General features: G+C 73.2%; 14 protein-coding genes. 8 read left to right on the forward strand and 6 right to left on the reverse strand.

The features are described from left to right. Positions 1-22 precede the first annotated feature (22 nt). The 4 genes from AB0L29_RS01400 to AB0L29_RS01415 all read right to left on the reverse strand — a co-directional run bounded on the left by AB0L29_RS01400 (position 23) and on the right by AB0L29_RS01415 (position 5,814). The gene (locus AB0L29_RS01400) at positions 23-1,111 is read right to left on the reverse strand and encodes a lytic polysaccharide monooxygenase (protein ID WP_365822082.1); all 1,089 of its coding nucleotides are present in this window, start codon (positions 1,109-1,111) and stop codon (positions 23-25) included. Positions 1,112-1,275: 164 nt separating this feature from the next. Then, positions 1,276-3,165 carry a glycoside hydrolase family 3 N-terminal domain-containing protein gene (locus AB0L29_RS01405; RefSeq protein WP_365822084.1) on the reverse strand — a complete coding sequence of 630 codons (1,890 nt, stop codon included), beginning with the start codon at positions 3,163-3,165 and terminating at the stop codon, positions 1,276-1,278. 124 nt (positions 3,166-3,289) lie between these two features. Further along, entirely contained in the window at positions 3,290-4,420 is a 1,131-nt protein-coding gene (locus AB0L29_RS01410) for a cellulose binding domain-containing protein (RefSeq protein ID WP_365822086.1), read from the reverse strand. A 371-nt stretch (positions 4,421-4,791) separates the two neighbouring features. After that, positions 4,792-5,814, reverse strand: coding sequence for a LacI family DNA-binding transcriptional regulator (locus tag AB0L29_RS01415; protein ID WP_365822088.1), 1,023 nt, complete (start codon positions 5,812-5,814; stop codon positions 4,792-4,794). A 122-nt stretch (positions 5,815-5,936) separates the two neighbouring features. Between AB0L29_RS01415 and AB0L29_RS01420 the strand changes: the two genes are divergently transcribed. The 3 genes from AB0L29_RS01420 (at position 5,937) to AB0L29_RS01430 (ending at position 7,768) form a co-directional block, all read left to right on the forward strand. Further along, the gene (locus AB0L29_RS01420; RefSeq protein WP_365822090.1) at positions 5,937-6,104 is read left to right on the forward strand and encodes a hypothetical protein; all 168 of its coding nucleotides are present in this window, start codon (positions 5,937-5,939) and stop codon (positions 6,102-6,104) included. 357 nt (positions 6,105-6,461) lie between these two features. Then, positions 6,462-6,770 (forward strand): transposase, encoded by a 309-nt coding sequence (locus tag AB0L29_RS01425; protein WP_365822092.1) that lies wholly within the window; start codon positions 6,462-6,464, stop codon positions 6,768-6,770. Positions 6,771-7,030: 260 nt separating this feature from the next. After that, positions 7,031-7,768, forward strand: coding sequence for a dienelactone hydrolase family protein (locus tag AB0L29_RS01430; RefSeq protein WP_365822094.1), 738 nt, complete (start codon positions 7,031-7,033; stop codon positions 7,766-7,768). 341 nt (positions 7,769-8,109) lie between these two features. Here the strand turns inward: AB0L29_RS01430 and AB0L29_RS01435 are convergent, their stop codons facing one another. Together AB0L29_RS01435 and AB0L29_RS01440 are read right to left on the reverse strand one after the other, a co-directional pair. After that, positions 8,110-9,168 (reverse strand): YihY/virulence factor BrkB family protein, encoded by a 1,059-nt coding sequence (locus tag AB0L29_RS01435; protein ID WP_365822096.1) that lies wholly within the window; start codon positions 9,166-9,168, stop codon positions 8,110-8,112. Positions 9,169-9,252: 84 nt separating this feature from the next. Then, positions 9,253-9,618, reverse strand: coding sequence for an STAS domain-containing protein (locus tag AB0L29_RS01440; RefSeq protein WP_365822098.1), 366 nt, complete (start codon positions 9,616-9,618; stop codon positions 9,253-9,255). Positions 9,619-9,792: 174 nt separating this feature from the next. On the opposite strand from AB0L29_RS01440, the gene AB0L29_RS01445 reads away from it, so the two are divergent. The 5 genes from AB0L29_RS01445 to AB0L29_RS01465 all read left to right on the forward strand — a co-directional run bounded on the left by AB0L29_RS01445 (position 9,793) and on the right by AB0L29_RS01465 (position 14,212). Next, complete coding sequence (locus tag AB0L29_RS01445) at positions 9,793-10,272, forward strand: ATP-binding protein (protein ID WP_365822100.1); 480 nt, start codon at positions 9,793-9,795, stop codon at positions 10,270-10,272. 179 nt (positions 10,273-10,451) lie between these two features. After that, entirely contained in the window at positions 10,452-10,967 is a 516-nt protein-coding gene (locus AB0L29_RS01450) for an SRPBCC family protein (RefSeq protein ID WP_365822102.1), read from the forward strand. Beyond that, on the forward strand, positions 10,960-12,579 hold the full coding sequence (locus tag AB0L29_RS01455) for an NAD(P)/FAD-dependent oxidoreductase (protein ID WP_365822104.1): 1,620 nt from the start codon (positions 10,960-10,962) through the stop codon (positions 12,577-12,579). Before AB0L29_RS01450 ends, AB0L29_RS01455 begins: the two co-directional genes overlap by 8 nt. Positions 12,580-12,709: 130 nt before the next feature. Beyond that, on the forward strand, positions 12,710-13,231 hold the full coding sequence (locus AB0L29_RS01460; RefSeq protein WP_365822106.1) for a hypothetical protein: 522 nt from the start codon (positions 12,710-12,712) through the stop codon (positions 13,229-13,231). Positions 13,232-13,321: 90 nt separating this feature from the next. Beyond that, entirely contained in the window at positions 13,322-14,212 is an 891-nt protein-coding gene (locus AB0L29_RS01465; RefSeq protein ID WP_365822108.1) for an SDR family oxidoreductase, read from the forward strand. The last annotated feature ends 15 nt before the right edge of the window (positions 14,213-14,227 follow it).

Here is a 14,227-nt window from a genome sequence, read left to right on the forward strand (position 1 = left end):
CTCCCGGTCGGCGGGGCGGGGACTACGGCGTCACACAGTCGATCGTCCCGGCGGGGAAGTCGTTGCCCGTCGAGGTGGCGGTGAAGCCGAACGTCACGCTCCCGTCGGCGCCGATCACGCGGTTGTGATCGGCGTTGCGCACCGTCACCGTGCCGTCGGAGCCGGTGGACACCGAACCGTTCCACACACTGCCGATCCGGGTCCCGGAACCGGGCTTCCACTGCACGGCCCAGCCGTTGAGCGGGGACGCGCCGTGGTTCATCACCTCGACGGTGCCCTGGAAACCGCCGTTCCAGGAGTTCGTCACGTTGTAGACGGCCATGCACCCGGTGTGCGGGTCGGTCGGCGTGGGCGTCGGGGTCGGGGCCGGGTCCGGGGCCGGGGTGCCGCCCGAGCCGCGGATCCCGGTCACCTCGCCGTTGCCGCCGTCGAAGACGACGTCGGAGCAGGAGAAGAAGTTCTCCTGGCTGTCCGAGCGCACCCACTGGATGAACATCACCGCGTTGCCCGAGCGGCCCGAGGGCAGCTTCAGGTCCCAGTAGTAGTGGCCGCTCTCGGAGCCCACCGACCCCGACTGGGGCGGGTTGGTGACCGTCTGGATCAGCTCCAGGTCGGCCCAGCCCAGGGGGGAGGTGGGCGAGTAACCGGGCTTGGACAGGTACACCCGGAAGTCACCCGGGTGCGCCGCCCAGTTGCTGTGCCGGACCCTGATCGTCGCCCCGGAGGTGAGATGCGTCCGGGGCCAGTCCGCGCGGGCGGCGTTGTAGCCGGTGAAGTTGTACGGGGAGCGGTCGCCGGCGCTGCACAGCTTGCCGTCCGGGACGTAGCCCGGACCGCGTCCGCCCGCGTTGGAGTCGAGCACGGCGAACCAGTTGTACAGCGACGACGCGCCGCTCTGGTCGAGCGCGGCACGGCACGCCGGGTTCGTCGGGTTCAGCGATCCGGTGCTGGTCTTGGCGTCCAGGTAGCAGAGGTAGGTCCGCGACCCGGGCATCATCGTCACGCCGTGCGCCTGCGCGCTGCCCTGGCCCAGCAGGGCCAGACCGATTCCGCCGAGCAGGGTCGCCAGTACCGCCGCCAGCGAAACCAGTCGTTTCTTGCGTCGAGCCATGGTGTCTCCTGTGCCTTCGTGGGGATCGTTCCGGGGCTTTCTTCCGGGGCTTTCTTCCGGGGCTTTCTTCTCTCCTCGCGGCTCACCGTCCGGTGGTGGAGCCCCCGCCCGTCCGGGGAGGACGCCGCCGGACGGGCGGGGGAGCGTGGGGAGGGGCGCGCGGCTCAGGCGGGCGGCGCGCCCCGGGCCGGCACGGTGCCGTAGGACAGGCCGTGGCCGTACGGGAAGAGCGGGGTCTTGCCGTCGCCGTCGTTGACCGGCTGCTGGGAGGCGCTGCGCATCCACGTCACGGGCAGCCTGCCGGTCGGGGCGTGGTCGCCGAACAGGACGTCCGACACGCCGCCTCCCTCGGTGCCGGGCAGCCAGGCCGCCAGCAGCGCCTTCCAGTCGGGCAGCTGGGCGGCGATGTCGAGCGGACGCCCGGAGACCAGGACCACGACCACCGGCACGCCGCTCGCCTTCAGCCGGGCCAGGGTCTGCAGGTCCTCCTGGTCCAGCCCCATGCTCCCGGGCCGGTCGCCGCGCCCCTCGGCGTAGGGCGTCTCCCCGACGACGGCCACGGCGGCCGCGTAGCCTCCGTCGATGCCGTTGCCGTAGCGGTCGTACGTCACCCGGGACGGGTCGGTGACGGCGGCGCGGATGCCCTGCAGGATGGTGGTGCCCTCGGTGACGGGGCCGCTGCGGCCCTGCCAGCCCACCGTCCAGCCGCCGCTCTGGTTGCCGATGTCGTCGGCGGACTTGCCGGCGACGAACAGCCTGGCGTTCTTCGCCAGGGGCAGGACGCCGCCGTCGTTCTTCAGCAGCACCTGCGAGGCCCGTACGGCCTGCCGGGCCAGCGCCCGGTGCTCGGCGGAACCGACCTCCGGGGTGCGGGAGCGGTCGGTGAGGGGCCGTTCGAACAGGCCGAGCTGGAACTTCTTGGTGAGGATGCGGCGGTTGGCGTCGTCGACGCGCGCCATGGGGATCCGGCCGGCGCTCACCTCGCCGCGCAGCAGGCTCAGGAACTTCCTGTAGTCGTGCGGCACCATCACCATGTCGACGCCCGCGTTGACGGCGGTGGTGATCTCGGCGGCGGTGAAGCCGCTCCGGCCGTCGAGCTGGTCGATCGCCGCCCAGTCGGACACGACGAACCCGGTGAAGCCCAGCTCGCCCTTGAGGACGTCGGTGACCAGGTACTTGTGGGCGTGCGACTTCACCCCGTTCCAGCTGCTGTAGGAGAGCATCACCGAGCCGACGCCCCGCCGCACCGCCTCCTTGAACGGCGGCAGGTGGATCGCGCGCAGGTCGGCCTCGGACAGCTCCGTGTTCCCCTGGTCGACGCCGCCGGTGGTGCCGCCGTCGCCGAGGTAGTGCTTGGCGGTCGCGAGCACCGAGGCGGGGTCGGCGCCCAGGGTCTCGCCCTGCATGCCGGTGACGAACGTGGTCATGGCGGCGGGAAGTTCGGGTTTCTCGCCGAACGACTCGTAGGTCCGGCCCCACCGGTCGTTGCGGGCCACGCACAGGCAGGGGGCGAAGGACCAGTCGATGCCGGTGCCCGCCACCTCCTCGGCGACCGCGCGGCCGACGCGCTGCACCAGCGCCGGGTCGCGGGTGGCGCCCAGAGCGATGTTGTGCGGGAAGACCGTGGCGCCGCGGACCGCGTTGTGCCCGTGCACGGCGTCGATGCCGTAGATCATCGGGATGCCCAGCGGGGTGCCGAGGGCGGTGCGCTGCAGCGAGTCGTAGGTGTCGGCCCAGGTCCGGGCGTTGTTGGGGCTGACCGTGGAGTCGCCGCCGGAGAGCACCGAGCCGATGCGGTACGTGGCGAGGTCGGACTGCGGGACGAGCGCGTCCTTCTCGATCTGCGTCATCTGGCCGATCTTGTCGTCCGGCGTCATCCGGGACAGCAGGTCCTCGACGCGGTCCGCCACCGGCAGCGACGGATCCTGGTAGGGCAGGGCGGCGGAGGACTGCTCCGGCGGCGGGGCGGCGCCGGTCAGGCCCGTCAGGGACAGGGCCACGGCACACAGGGTGGCGAGGATCGCCGGGCGGCGGGGCAGGGGTGGGCGGCTCATGCGGACAGGCCTTTCCGGGGACGGTCCGTCGGTGGGGGGAGACCCGGGGCCCGCCCTGCCGGCGCAGGGAGGAAGAGCGGGCCCCGGAGCGGGGGGACGCGGCGGGTGCGGCCCGCCGCTCGCGTCACGCGCTCGTGCAGGCGGTGCCGTTGAGGCTGAAGCCGTCCGGCCGCGCGAAGGTGCCGCTGTAGGTGCCCTGGAAGCCGAAGCTCTGGCTGGCGCCGGGCGCGATCTGCGCGTTGTGGCCCAGCCCGCTCGCCGTCACGGCGCCCGAGGCGGAAGGGACGGAGGCGTTCCAGGAGTTGGTGATGCGCTGCCCGGAGGGCAGGGTGAAGGCGAGCTTCCAGTCGTCGACGGCGGAGGAACCGGTGTTCTTCACGGTGACGTCGGCGGTGAAGCCGCCCTGCCACACGTTCGTCGCGTACGACACCGTGCACGCCGCCGCCGGGTCACCGGGGTTGCCCGGGCCGGTGCCGCCGGTGTTGACGGTCGAGGAGAAGGAGTTCACCGCCAGCCCCGCGCCGTTCTGCCACGGCTCGAAGCCCGCCTGCACGCTCGTCAGGTACCAGTCGTTCTGCGCCATTCCGCGTGTGACGGCCTGGCGGACGAAGTCCATGACGTCGAAGCTCCAGCTGCTGATCGCCGACGGGGCGACGAAGGAGATCACGTCGTTGGAGCCGTTGCTGCCCGTCCACACCTGCCAGGTGCGGCCGCCCACGGTGGCCGTGCCGACCTGGGAGCCGATCGGCTGGATCGGGCCCACCTTGTTGAACCAGATCATGATCTCGGTCCGGTTCACCCCGTCGGTCCGGGGCGTCGGGTCGAGCCAGATGTCGTACGAGGCGTTGTACACGGCGTCGCCGACGTAGCCGTACGAGATGCTGCTGGGCGCGCTGGAGATGCCGCTGATCCGCGCCGGGAGGTTGGTGCCCGGCGAACAGTTGGTGTAGTGGCAGCCGTTGAAGACCGACGGGTACGACTTCGGGGCGCCGTTGGTCGGCACCGAGCCGTCGGCCTGTGCGACCCTGAAGCCGGTGTCCGTGGCGGTGACGCACTGGGTCGCGCTGCTGCCCCAGCGGTTGTTCTGGACGACGTAGCGCCCCTGGACGGTGGTCGATCCGAACGGTTCGCAGATCGTGGTGTCCGCCTGGGCCGGCGCCGTCGCGGTCACCAGCGCCGCGACCACGGCGACAGCGGTGAGCAGGGGTGCGAACAGGCCGCGCAGGGCGCGGAGTTGGTGCGGTAACCGTCGCATTGCGGGGGGACCTCTCCAAGAGGGTTCGGGGACGGACCGGTGGAGCGTGCGGGAGCGCTCCCCTCTCCCCACTGATGGGAGCGCTCCCATAAACCGGTTCGGGATGGGACTGTAGAAGCCTCACATGTCCCTGACAAGGCTGTGGGCGGGGCCGGGTCGAATCAATTTCGAAGCCGCAGGTCACCGGGGGCGGGGTGAGAAAGGGGAAGCGCTTTTGGGAGCGCTCCCGAAACATTCGGTGGCCGGCGCCCGCGGGACGGACGAGGGCGCGTCGAGGAGAACGGCGCACCAGGGACGGGAGCGCGGCGGAACGGGGGAGGGGAGCGCGGCGCACCAGGGACACGAGCGCGGCGCAACGGGGGAGGGCCGGGTCAGGCGGAGTCCCGGAGGACCAGCTCCGTGCGGAGGATGACGTGCCGCCAGGCCACCGCCGAGTCCTCCATCTCCTCCAGCAGCAACCGCACCATGGTCCGGCCGATCTCCTCCAGCGGCTGGCGCACCGTCGTCAGCTTCGGATCCGTGTGCTGGGCGAGCGGGAAGTCGTCGAACCCGATCACCGCGACGTCCTCCGGTACCCGGCGGCCCGCCGCGCGCAGGGCCTTCAGCGCTCCGGCGGCCATGGTGTCCGACGCCGCGAAGACGCCGTCGATCTCCGGGGCGCGCTCGACGAGCCCGGCCGTCGCCCGGCGCCCGCTCTCCTCGGTGAAGTCGCCCTCGGCGATCCAGGAGGGCCTGACCTCGATGCCCGCCCGCTCCAGCGCCTCGCGGTAGCCGCGCAACCGGCACTGGGCCACGTACATGTCGAGCGGTCCGGTGACGGTCGCGATCGTGCGGCGGCCGTGCCCGAGCAGGTGCGCCACGGCGGTGCGGGCGCCGCCGGCGTTGTCCGCGTCGACGTAGGTCACGCTCTCCTCGCCCGAGCGCCGCCCCAGCATGACGGTGGGCAGCCCCACGTCCGCGAGCATGTCGGGCAGCGGGTCCTCGGCGTGCACGGACATCAGCATCACGCCGTCGACCCGGCCACCGCGCGCGTACTCCACGAAGCGCTGCCGTTCGGCGTCCGTGCGGACCAGGGTGAGCAGCAGCTGCACCTTGGTCTCGGTCAGGGCGTCCCCGACGGAGCGGACGATCTCCGAGAAGAACGGCTCGCCGAACAGCCGCCAGTCCGGTTCCGTCATGACCAGGGCGACGGCGTCCGCGCGCCGGCCGGCCAGCGAACGGGCCGCCAGGTTGGGCACGTAGCCCAGTTCGGCGATGGCGCGCTGCACGGCACGGCGCGTCGAATCCTTCACGCCCGCCGCGTTGTTGATGACACGGGAGACGGTGCCCCGTCCCACACCGGCGAGCGCGGCCACTTCCTCCAGTGTCGGTGTGCCGGGACGCTGCCTGCTCATGACCACCCCCCACGAGATCACTAGATACTACGACCACATCCGCGGGCGGACGATCGGTCTCGGCCTGCTCCCGGCGCGGGGCCGGTGCCCGTGGTGAAGGCGGAAGTCCGGTGCGGTGCCCGGTGCCCGCGACCGCCTCCTCCAGGGCGGCGCTCGACCTGGGCGTGTCCTGCGTCCTGGCCGCGCTCTCCGGATGGAAGGCGTTCGTCCGTCGGACGGTGCCCTGCCGGCTGCCGGCCCGCGCGGTCTCCGCCCTGGCGGTGACCGGCGGCCGCGCCCCGGCGTTTTGACACTGTCGGCGAATCCTGGGGCTGAACGTGACGTCGGCCTTCACGACCCGTTGTGGTCGTGAAGGCCGACGTTGTGTCGGGGAGGGTGTCGGTGTCGTTGCACGCCGGGAAGATCGACGGGGTCCCCGAGGAGACGGCCCGGGTGGTGCGGGCTGCGTTTCCGAAGGGCAGCCTGGCCATGCGGACCCGTGACGAGTCGGGCGAGCTGTTCTCGGACGCGGACTTCACCGAGCTGTATCCGAACAGGGGGGAGCCGGCGTGGTCACCGGGCAGGCTGGCGCTCGTCCCGGTCATGCAGTTCGCCGAGGACCTGTCGGACCGGCAGGCCGCGGACGCGGTGCGCGGGCGGCCGGGGACATGGGCCGTCGGGTCACCCTCCGTCCGCAAGCGGAGTACGAGGCGATCCAGCAGGCACGAGCCCAGGAAGACACTCAGGAGTGGAAGGAGCAGTACGCCCACCGGGCTGGTGTCGAAGGCACCATCTCCCAAGGTGTTCGAGCCTTCGGTCCGCGGCGATGCCGACAGCACGGCCTGGCCAAGACTCGTCTGCGGCATCAGCTCACCGCGGCCGCGATGAACTTCCACCGCCTCGATGCATGGTGGACCGACACCCCGAGAGCCCGCATTCGCACATCTCACCTGGCATCCCTCCGGCCCGCCCAGTAAGACGCGGCCGGCCTGCGTCCACCGCGAAGTGGCCATCAGTCCCATGAGTTGCGAGTGGTGCGCCAGGAGTCTCCGGCCGCTGTCTCGTGCGCCGTCGGGCCTGCGAGGGGTGTGACCGGGATACGCGCCAAAGGGGCAACGAGATGATCTCGAAGCCCTGAGCGCCGGGCCCGTCCCGTGTTCCAGAGGACACCTACGCTGTTCTGCCAGCGGCAGAACACCGGCCGGACCGGGCTCGACGATCACTACAGTCCAGTCCCATGACGACGATCACGGCGCGTACGGTCGAGTACCCGGCCGACGGTTTGACGATGATCGGGCACCTCGCGCTCCCGGCCGGTGTCGACCGCCGGCCTGCGGTGCTGCTCGGACCAGAGGGCATGGGGCTCAGCGACGTCGAGCGCCGCCGGGCCGATGCTCTCGCCGAGCTGGGATATGTAGCGCTGGCCTTCGACCTTCACGGCGGGCGCTATCTGGGTGACCCCGAGGAGATGCTGGCCCGTTGCATGCCACTGCTCGCTGATCCCGACCGGATGCGGCGCATCGGCCACGCGGCACTCGACGAGTTGCGCACCGAGCCCCGGACCGACCCCGACCGGATCGCCGCCATCGGCTACGGCACCGGGGGCGCCATTGCGCTGGAACTCGGGCGAGGCGGCGTCAACCTGCGCGCGATCGGGACAGTCAACGCAACCACCACGGGCCGACCGGGCGAGGCAGCGCGCATCCGCTGCCCGGTGTGGGCCGGGGTCGGCTCGGAAGACCCGATCATGCCGCCCGCGCAACGAGACGCGTTCACCGCTGAGATGCAGGCCGCGGGCGTCGACTGGCGCCTCGCGATCTATGGCGGCGCCTTGCACGCCTTCCACCACCCGCCGGTCGACCACCCCGTGGTCCCCGGTGTCGGCTACCACCCACAGCACGCGCAGCGAGCCTGGCGCGACGTCGTCGACCTGCTCGCCGAGTGCCTGCCCGTGACGGAGGACCTGGGGGCATGACCCAGGCAGGCATGGATCCGTAACGAGCCATCGACGCCGAAGAGGTCCTCACCGGAGCCGGACGGGCGCCGCCCATCTGCTGCATCGGCTCGATCGAGCCGACACCGCCGGGCGACAACCAGGGCCGACGTTGCTTGATACTGCACTAGTGATCACCAACCTCCGTTGGCACCGGAAATTCGCCAACGGTGTCGCTTTTTCGGTGTGGGTCTGCGGGAAGGGCTCGGCGCGGTGGCGGCGGGCGCGGCCCTCCGCCGCGAGGGGCGGTGCGTCCCCGGCCCGTCGGCACCGGCGGACCGGCCCGGTGGCCGGGAGCGTCCCGGCGCGGCCGGCGGGCCCGGTCAGGCGTCGCCCAGTCGGCGCAGGTCCTCCTCGTCCCACTTCCTGGTGTCGCGCGGCTGGGTGTACGGCTCGGCCTCGGGCGGATGGCCGCCGGCGATGGCCCGCTGCCGTGCGATCTCGGCGTCGAACTCCAGGCCCAGCAGGATCGCCAGGTTGGTGATCCACAGCCAGACCAGGAAGACGATGACGCCGGCCATGGTGCCGTAGGTCTTGTTGTAGGAGGCGAAGCCGGCGACGTAGAACGCGAACCCGGCGGAGGCGGCCACCCAGATCAGCAGGGCCAGGAAGCTGCCCGGGGTGATCCACCGCAGGCCCTTGACCCTGGCGTTCGGGCTGGCCCAGTACAGGATCGCGATCATGACGGTGACCAGGACGACCAGGACGGGCCACTTGGCGATCGACCACACCGCCAGCGCGGTGTCGCCGAGGCCGAGCACGGCGCCCGCCCGGCGGGCGATGCCGCCGGTGAAGACGACGATCAGCGCGCTGACCACCGCGAGCACCATCAGGACGACCGTCAGCGCGATCCGCACCGGCAGGACCTTCCACACCGGGCGCCCCTCGGGCATGTCGTAGACCCTGTTGGCCGAGCGGATGAACGCGGCGACGTACCCGGAGGCCGACCACACCGCCAGCACCAGGCCCACGACGGCCATGACCGAACCGGTACCGGCGTTGCCCTGCAACTGCTCCACGGCCCGGGTGAGGATGTCACGGGCGGCGCCGGGGGTGAGCTGCCCGAGGTTGTCCAGCACCTTGTCCGTGGCCGACTTCCCCGTGATGCCCAGCAGCGACACCAGCACCAGCAGCGCCGGGAACAGCGACAGCACGCCGTAGTACGTCAGCGCGGCGGCCCGGTCGGTCAGTTCGTCGTCCTGGAACTCCCGTACCGCGCCCTTGAGCACGGCACCCCAGGCCCGCCTGGGAAGTTCGGTCGGTGTGCCCGGTGCCCGCCGTTCCACCTCGGGGCCGGGGCCGGCCTCCTCGGGCGTCGGCACCCTGCGGGTGGGCCCGCCGCCGGCGTGGTGGTTCTTCCGTCCCGGAAGAGGCAGTCTCATGCCCACCGGGTAACCCCCGGGCCCCCGGTCACGCCACGCGGTTCGCGGACCGCGCGCGACGGACGCCCGCGTCCGAGCCGGCCGTCAGGCGCCGAGGGCGTCGCCGACGGTGGGGTAGCACTCGATGACCTCGTCGAGGCCGACGAGCTGCATCGTGCGCAGCACGGACGTGGTCGGGCCGGCCAGCCGGAGCCAGCCCTGCGCGTCGCGGACGGCGTTGTGGGCGGCGATGAGGATGTTGATGCCGCTGGAGTCCATGAACGTCACACCGCTGAGGTCCACCACGATCCGCGGCGCGCCCGCGCCGTCGTGCGGGGTGAGCGCCCGGTGCAGGGGGTCGCCGGTGTGGTGGTCGATCTCGCCGTGCACGGCGATGACGCTGATGCCGTCCGCGGGTGTGCGGGTGATCGTCAGTCTGTCCTGCCCTGCGGTGCCGCTGGTCTCTGCCACACGTTCCTCAACAACGCTCGGTGAATCTCTGGCCAATGCATGTGTCCGGAAGACTGCCCCGGATCTTACGGGTGATCCACCTGAATGGTCTCGGGAACCCGGAGCACAGGAGGCGTGCACTGGGCAAAGAGGGGTATGCGCGGGCGTATGAACGGGGTAGTCAAGGAGATCCGGATGAAGCCGGTTCCCTCGGAGGAGGGCGGCATGGTGCCGGATCCCGATCCTGCGCGGATGACGGTCGCTCTCGACGGTGACGGGGGGTGCATCGCCCGCGCCCGTCATCTCGGAGCCGAGTTCCTCGGCCGGGTGCAGGCCGAACTCGGGATTCCCGTGTCGGCGCGGGCGATGGACGTCACACAGCTGGTGGTCAGCGAACTGGTCACCAACGCCCGAAAGTACGCTCCGGGCCCGGTGACGCTCGACCTGCGCGTCGTGGGCGTGACGGTGGAGGTGACGGTCTGGGACAGCGACCCGGTGCTGCCGGTGGCCCGCGCCGCAGACCCGGGCCGGGTGGGCCAGCACGGGCTGGAGATCGTGATGGCCGTCGCGCAGGGCTTCGAGGCGCGGCGGGAACCGGTCGGCAAGAGCATCACCGTCCGCATCGCCCTCCTGGACGACCCCGACGGCGGCATGGCGGGCCTGCACACCGGCTGAACCCCGGCGCTCCCCGGCCCCGTACCCGGCGTGCGCCGGGCGCCACGGCCGGGCGCTGCGGGCGGGTGCCCCCGTGCGCGTCCGCTCGCCGTCCGTCCGGACGCCGGCCCGTTTGACCGGCGGGGGAGAGGGCACTCCGCGGTGACGGGCAGACGGAAAGCGGAAGGCGGGAGACGGGTATGGCAGTGCGCCACTGTCTGATCAAGACCAGTCCGCGGACGGTGTGGGCCGTCCTCGCCGACGGCAGCCGTTACGCGGACTGGGTGGTGGGCACCGCGAAGTCGCGTCCCGTGCGCGGGCAGTGGCCGCAGACGGGCGCGGCGATCAGCTACGAGGTCCGGCTGGGGCCCGCCCGGCTCACCAACGAGACGGTCGTACGCCGCTGCGAAGAGGGGAGCGCGCTGGAGCTCGAGGCGAAGGCCGGCCCGCTGGGCACCGCGCGGATCGCCCTCGAACTGCGCCCCTGGGGCGACCACTGCCTGGTGCTCGTGGACGAGCACCCCCTGCAGGGAACGGGCAGCCGGCTGCACAACGTGGGCACGGAGGTCCTCATCCAGCTGCGGCACCGCGCCATGCTCGCCCGCCTCACCCGGGTCTGCGAGGCCGAGGCCGAAGCGCAGTCCGGGACACGGCCCGGCGAGTCCGCCGGCGGAGCGCACACGGGGGTGGGCACGCCGGGGGCCCGGCATGCCTGACGCCGTGGTGATCGGGGCCGGACCCAACGGACTCGTGGCCGCGAACCTGCTGTCGGACGCCGGCTGGAGCGTGACGGTCCTGGAGGAACAGCAGGAGCCCGGCGGAGCCGTACGCCACGACAGGGGCGTCGACCCCGCGTTCGTCAACGACCTCTTCAGCTCCTTCTACCCGCTCGCCGCCGCCTCCCCGGTCCTGGCCGGACTGCGCCTGCAGGACCACGGGCTGCGGTGGAGCCACGCCCCCCACGTCCTGGCCCATCCGCTGGGCGACGGCAGGTGCGCCGTCCTGGACCGCAGGATCGACGCGACGGCGGACTCCCTGGACGCCTTCGCGCCCGGGGACGGCGCGGCCTGGCGCCGCCTGCACGACGTCTGGCAGCGCCTGCGCCCCGATCTACTGGACGCCCTGTTCACCCCTTTCCCACCGGTGCGGGCCGGGGCCCGCCTCGCCGTCCGCCTGCGGGCCGCGGGAGGGCTGCGCCTGGCCCGCAGCCTGCTGCTGCCGGTGCGGCGGATGGGGGAGGAGGAGTTCCGGGGCGAGGGCGGCAGGCTCCTGCTCGCCGGGAACGCGCTCCACGCCGACCTGGCCCCGGAGGCCGCGGGCAGCGGAGGCTTCGGCTGGCTGATGTCGATGCTCGGCCAGACGTACGGTTTTCCCGTGCCGGTCGGCGGCTCCGGTGCCCTCACCGAGGCCCTCACGCGCCGGCTGCTGGCCCGCGGCGGCACGCTGCGCTGCGGACAGCGGGCCGGCCGGATCATCGTCCGCGGCGGCCGGGCCGTGGGCGTGCGCACCGCCGACGGCGAAGCGGTCGAGGCCCGGCGGGCGGTGCTCGCGGACGTGTCCGTGCCCGCGCTGTACGGCGAGCTCGTCCCCGCGGAGCACCTCCCCGGCCAGTTGCTGGAGGACCTGCGGCGCTTCCAGTGGGACTTCGCCACGTTCAAGGTGGACTGGGCCCTGGACGGGCCGGTGCCCTGGCGGGCCGAGCAGGCCGCGCGAGCCGGCACCGTGCACCTCGCGGACGGCGTCGACGAGCTCACCCGGTTCGCGGCCCAGATCGCCATGGGCCGGGTCCCCGACCGTCCCTTCGCGCTGTTCGGCCAGATGACGACCGCCGACCCTTCCCGCTCCCCGGCGGGCACCGAGTCCGCCTGGGCCTACACGCACCTGCCCCTCGACGTCCGCTCCGACGCGGGGGAGGAGGGTCTGACGGGCACCTGGGACACCAAGGAACAGGAGATCATGGCCGACCGCGTGGAGCGCCAGGTCGAACGGTTCGCCCCCGGCTTCCGTTCCCTGATCCGCGCCCGGCGCGTCCTCGCCCCGCCGACCCTGGAGTCGCTCGACGCGAATCTGCACCAAGGCGCCATCAACGGCGGCACCACCGCCCTCCACCAGCAGCTCCTCTTCCGCCCGGTACCCGGCACCGGGCGCCCGGAGACACCCGTCGCCGGGCTGTACCTGGCGTCGGCCGGCGCGCACCCGGGCGGCGGCGTGCACGGCGCCCCGGGCGCCAACGCCGCACACGCCGCGCTGCGCCGGCGTCTGCCACCGGGCGGGGCCCGGGCGCAGCGCCTGCTGGCCCGCCGCGACCGCACCGGCAGGAAGCGCTGACCGGACCGCCGGCGCCGGCCCGCCCTCGCCGGGCCCCCGCCGGCCCCCTCACCGGCGCAGGCGCGCGGACCGTCCGCCCGTGCCCGGCGCGCGCCGGGCGACCCGCATCCCCACAGCCGGAGGCAAGACGATGGATTCCCACGACGGCGGCCCCGACCGGGCCCATCAGCGGCCCGAGGGCGTCAGTGACAAGACGGTCGAGGCCCTCGGATCGCTGTCGAAGGCGATGGAGACGACCGAGCGGGCCCGGGGCCACCTCTACAGCTTCCACCAGCTGACCGGAACCGCGGACCTCGAACTGGACCGGGCGGCGGCCCTGCTGCGCGAGGCCGGGCACCCGGAGTGGGCCGAGAGGGTGCAAACCCAGGTCACGGGCCGCAACGTCATCCCCGGCCACTGGACGTTCCAGATCGTCGAGGCCTACGACGACACCTACTACCACCCCTTCAAGGAGCTGGAACGCGCCGCCGTCGCGGAACTCGCCGGAGGACGCGGCCACCTGTACGAGGCGGAGCTGAAGGAAGCCCGCCGCACGGCCGGCCACCCCGACCACACCGCGCGTCCCGACGTCACCCCCGCGCGCGGCACCGGCGCGCCGGGGCACGGCGACCGGCCCGCGGCCCGCGCCCGGCCCGGGACGCCGCCGTCCTGACCCGCATCCGGGCCCGGGCCGCGAGGGAACCCGCAGGAGGGGGGAACCCGGACGGGAGCCCGCCCGGCACCGGGACGAGGGGAACCGCCCATGACCGACGGCCCGCTTGTGAACCGCACCGTCGTGGTGACCGGAGCCGCCCGCGGGGTGGGCGCCGCCCTGGCCCGCGACCTGGCACGCCGCGGCACCCGGCTGGCCCTGCTCGGCCACGAGGGGGCCCGCCTGGAGGAGGTGGCGCGCTCCTTGCCGGCCCCGTCGCTGACGTACGAGGTCGACATCACCGACGAGGAGGGACTGCGCCGGGCCGCGCGGGCGGTCCGCGCGCGGCTGGGCCCCGCCTCGGCCGTCGTGGCGAACGCGGGGATCGCGGAGGGCGGCCCCTTCGCCCTGACGGCCGCGGACCGCTGGCGCCGCGTGATCGACGTCAACCTGACCGGGAGCGCCCAGACGGCCCGGGTCTTCCTGCCGGACCTGAGGGAGACGGCCGGGTACTACCTCCAGATCGCCTCGCTGGCGTCCCTGGGCGCCTCCCCCATGATGAGCGCCTACTGCGCCTCCAAGGCGGGCGTGGAGGCCTTCGCCCACGCGCTGCGGGCCGAGGAGGCCCACCACCGGGTGGCCGTGGGCATCGCCTACCTGAACTGGGTGGACACCGACATGATCCGCGACGCCGACCGGCACGCGGTCCTGCGGGAACTGCGCGCCCACATGCCGCTTCCCGCCCGGCGCGTGCATCCGGCGGACCTGGTCGCCGCCCGGCTGGCACGGGCGGTGGAGCACCGCCGCACCGCCGTGTACGTGCCCGCCTGGCTGCGCCTGGTGCAGGTGACGCGCGCGGCGCTGCCGCCCGTGGTGCTGCGGGTGTCGCGCCGCAGACTGCCCCTGCTGGAGGCGGGGGAGCCGTTCCGGGCCACCGGCCTGCTCGGCGCCGGCGGACAGGCCGACCAAGTCGCCGCGCGGGCGCCGCGGCCGGGCGCCTGAGCGGGCGCCCGGCCC

This window comes from Streptomyces sp. NPDC052701, assembly GCF_040678355.1.
Lineage (GTDB): Bacteria > Actinomycetota > Actinomycetes > Streptomycetales > Streptomycetaceae > Streptomyces.

Coding starts and splice junctions, on each gene's coding strand:
- AB0L29_RS01400 (WP_365822082.1), bottom strand. CDS start 1,111: ATGGCTCGACGCAAGAAACGACTGGTTTCGCTGGCGGCGGTACTGGCG.
- AB0L29_RS01405 (WP_365822084.1), bottom strand. CDS start 3,165: ATGAGCCGCCCACCCCTGCCCCGCCGCCCGGCGATCCTCGCCACCCTG.
- AB0L29_RS01410 (WP_365822086.1), bottom strand. CDS start 4,420: ATGCGACGGTTACCGCACCAACTCCGCGCCCTGCGCGGCCTGTTCGCA.
- AB0L29_RS01415 (WP_365822088.1), bottom strand. CDS start 5,814: ATGAGCAGGCAGCGTCCCGGCACACCGACACTGGAGGAAGTGGCCGCG.
- AB0L29_RS01425 (WP_365822092.1), top strand. CDS start 6,462: ATGGGCCGTCGGGTCACCCTCCGTCCGCAAGCGGAGTACGAGGCGATC.
- AB0L29_RS01430 (WP_365822094.1), top strand. CDS start 7,031: ATGACGACGATCACGGCGCGTACGGTCGAGTACCCGGCCGACGGTTTG.
- AB0L29_RS01435 (WP_365822096.1), bottom strand. CDS start 9,168: ATGAGACTGCCTCTTCCGGGACGGAAGAACCACCACGCCGGCGGCGGG.
- AB0L29_RS01445 (WP_365822100.1), top strand. CDS start 9,793: ATGAAGCCGGTTCCCTCGGAGGAGGGCGGCATGGTGCCGGATCCCGAT.
- AB0L29_RS01450 (WP_365822102.1), top strand. CDS start 10,452: ATGGCAGTGCGCCACTGTCTGATCAAGACCAGTCCGCGGACGGTGTGG.
- AB0L29_RS01455 (WP_365822104.1), top strand. CDS start 10,960: ATGCCTGACGCCGTGGTGATCGGGGCCGGACCCAACGGACTCGTGGCC.
- AB0L29_RS01460 (WP_365822106.1), top strand. CDS start 12,710: ATGGATTCCCACGACGGCGGCCCCGACCGGGCCCATCAGCGGCCCGAG.
- AB0L29_RS01465 (WP_365822108.1), top strand. CDS start 13,322: ATGACCGACGGCCCGCTTGTGAACCGCACCGTCGTGGTGACCGGAGCC.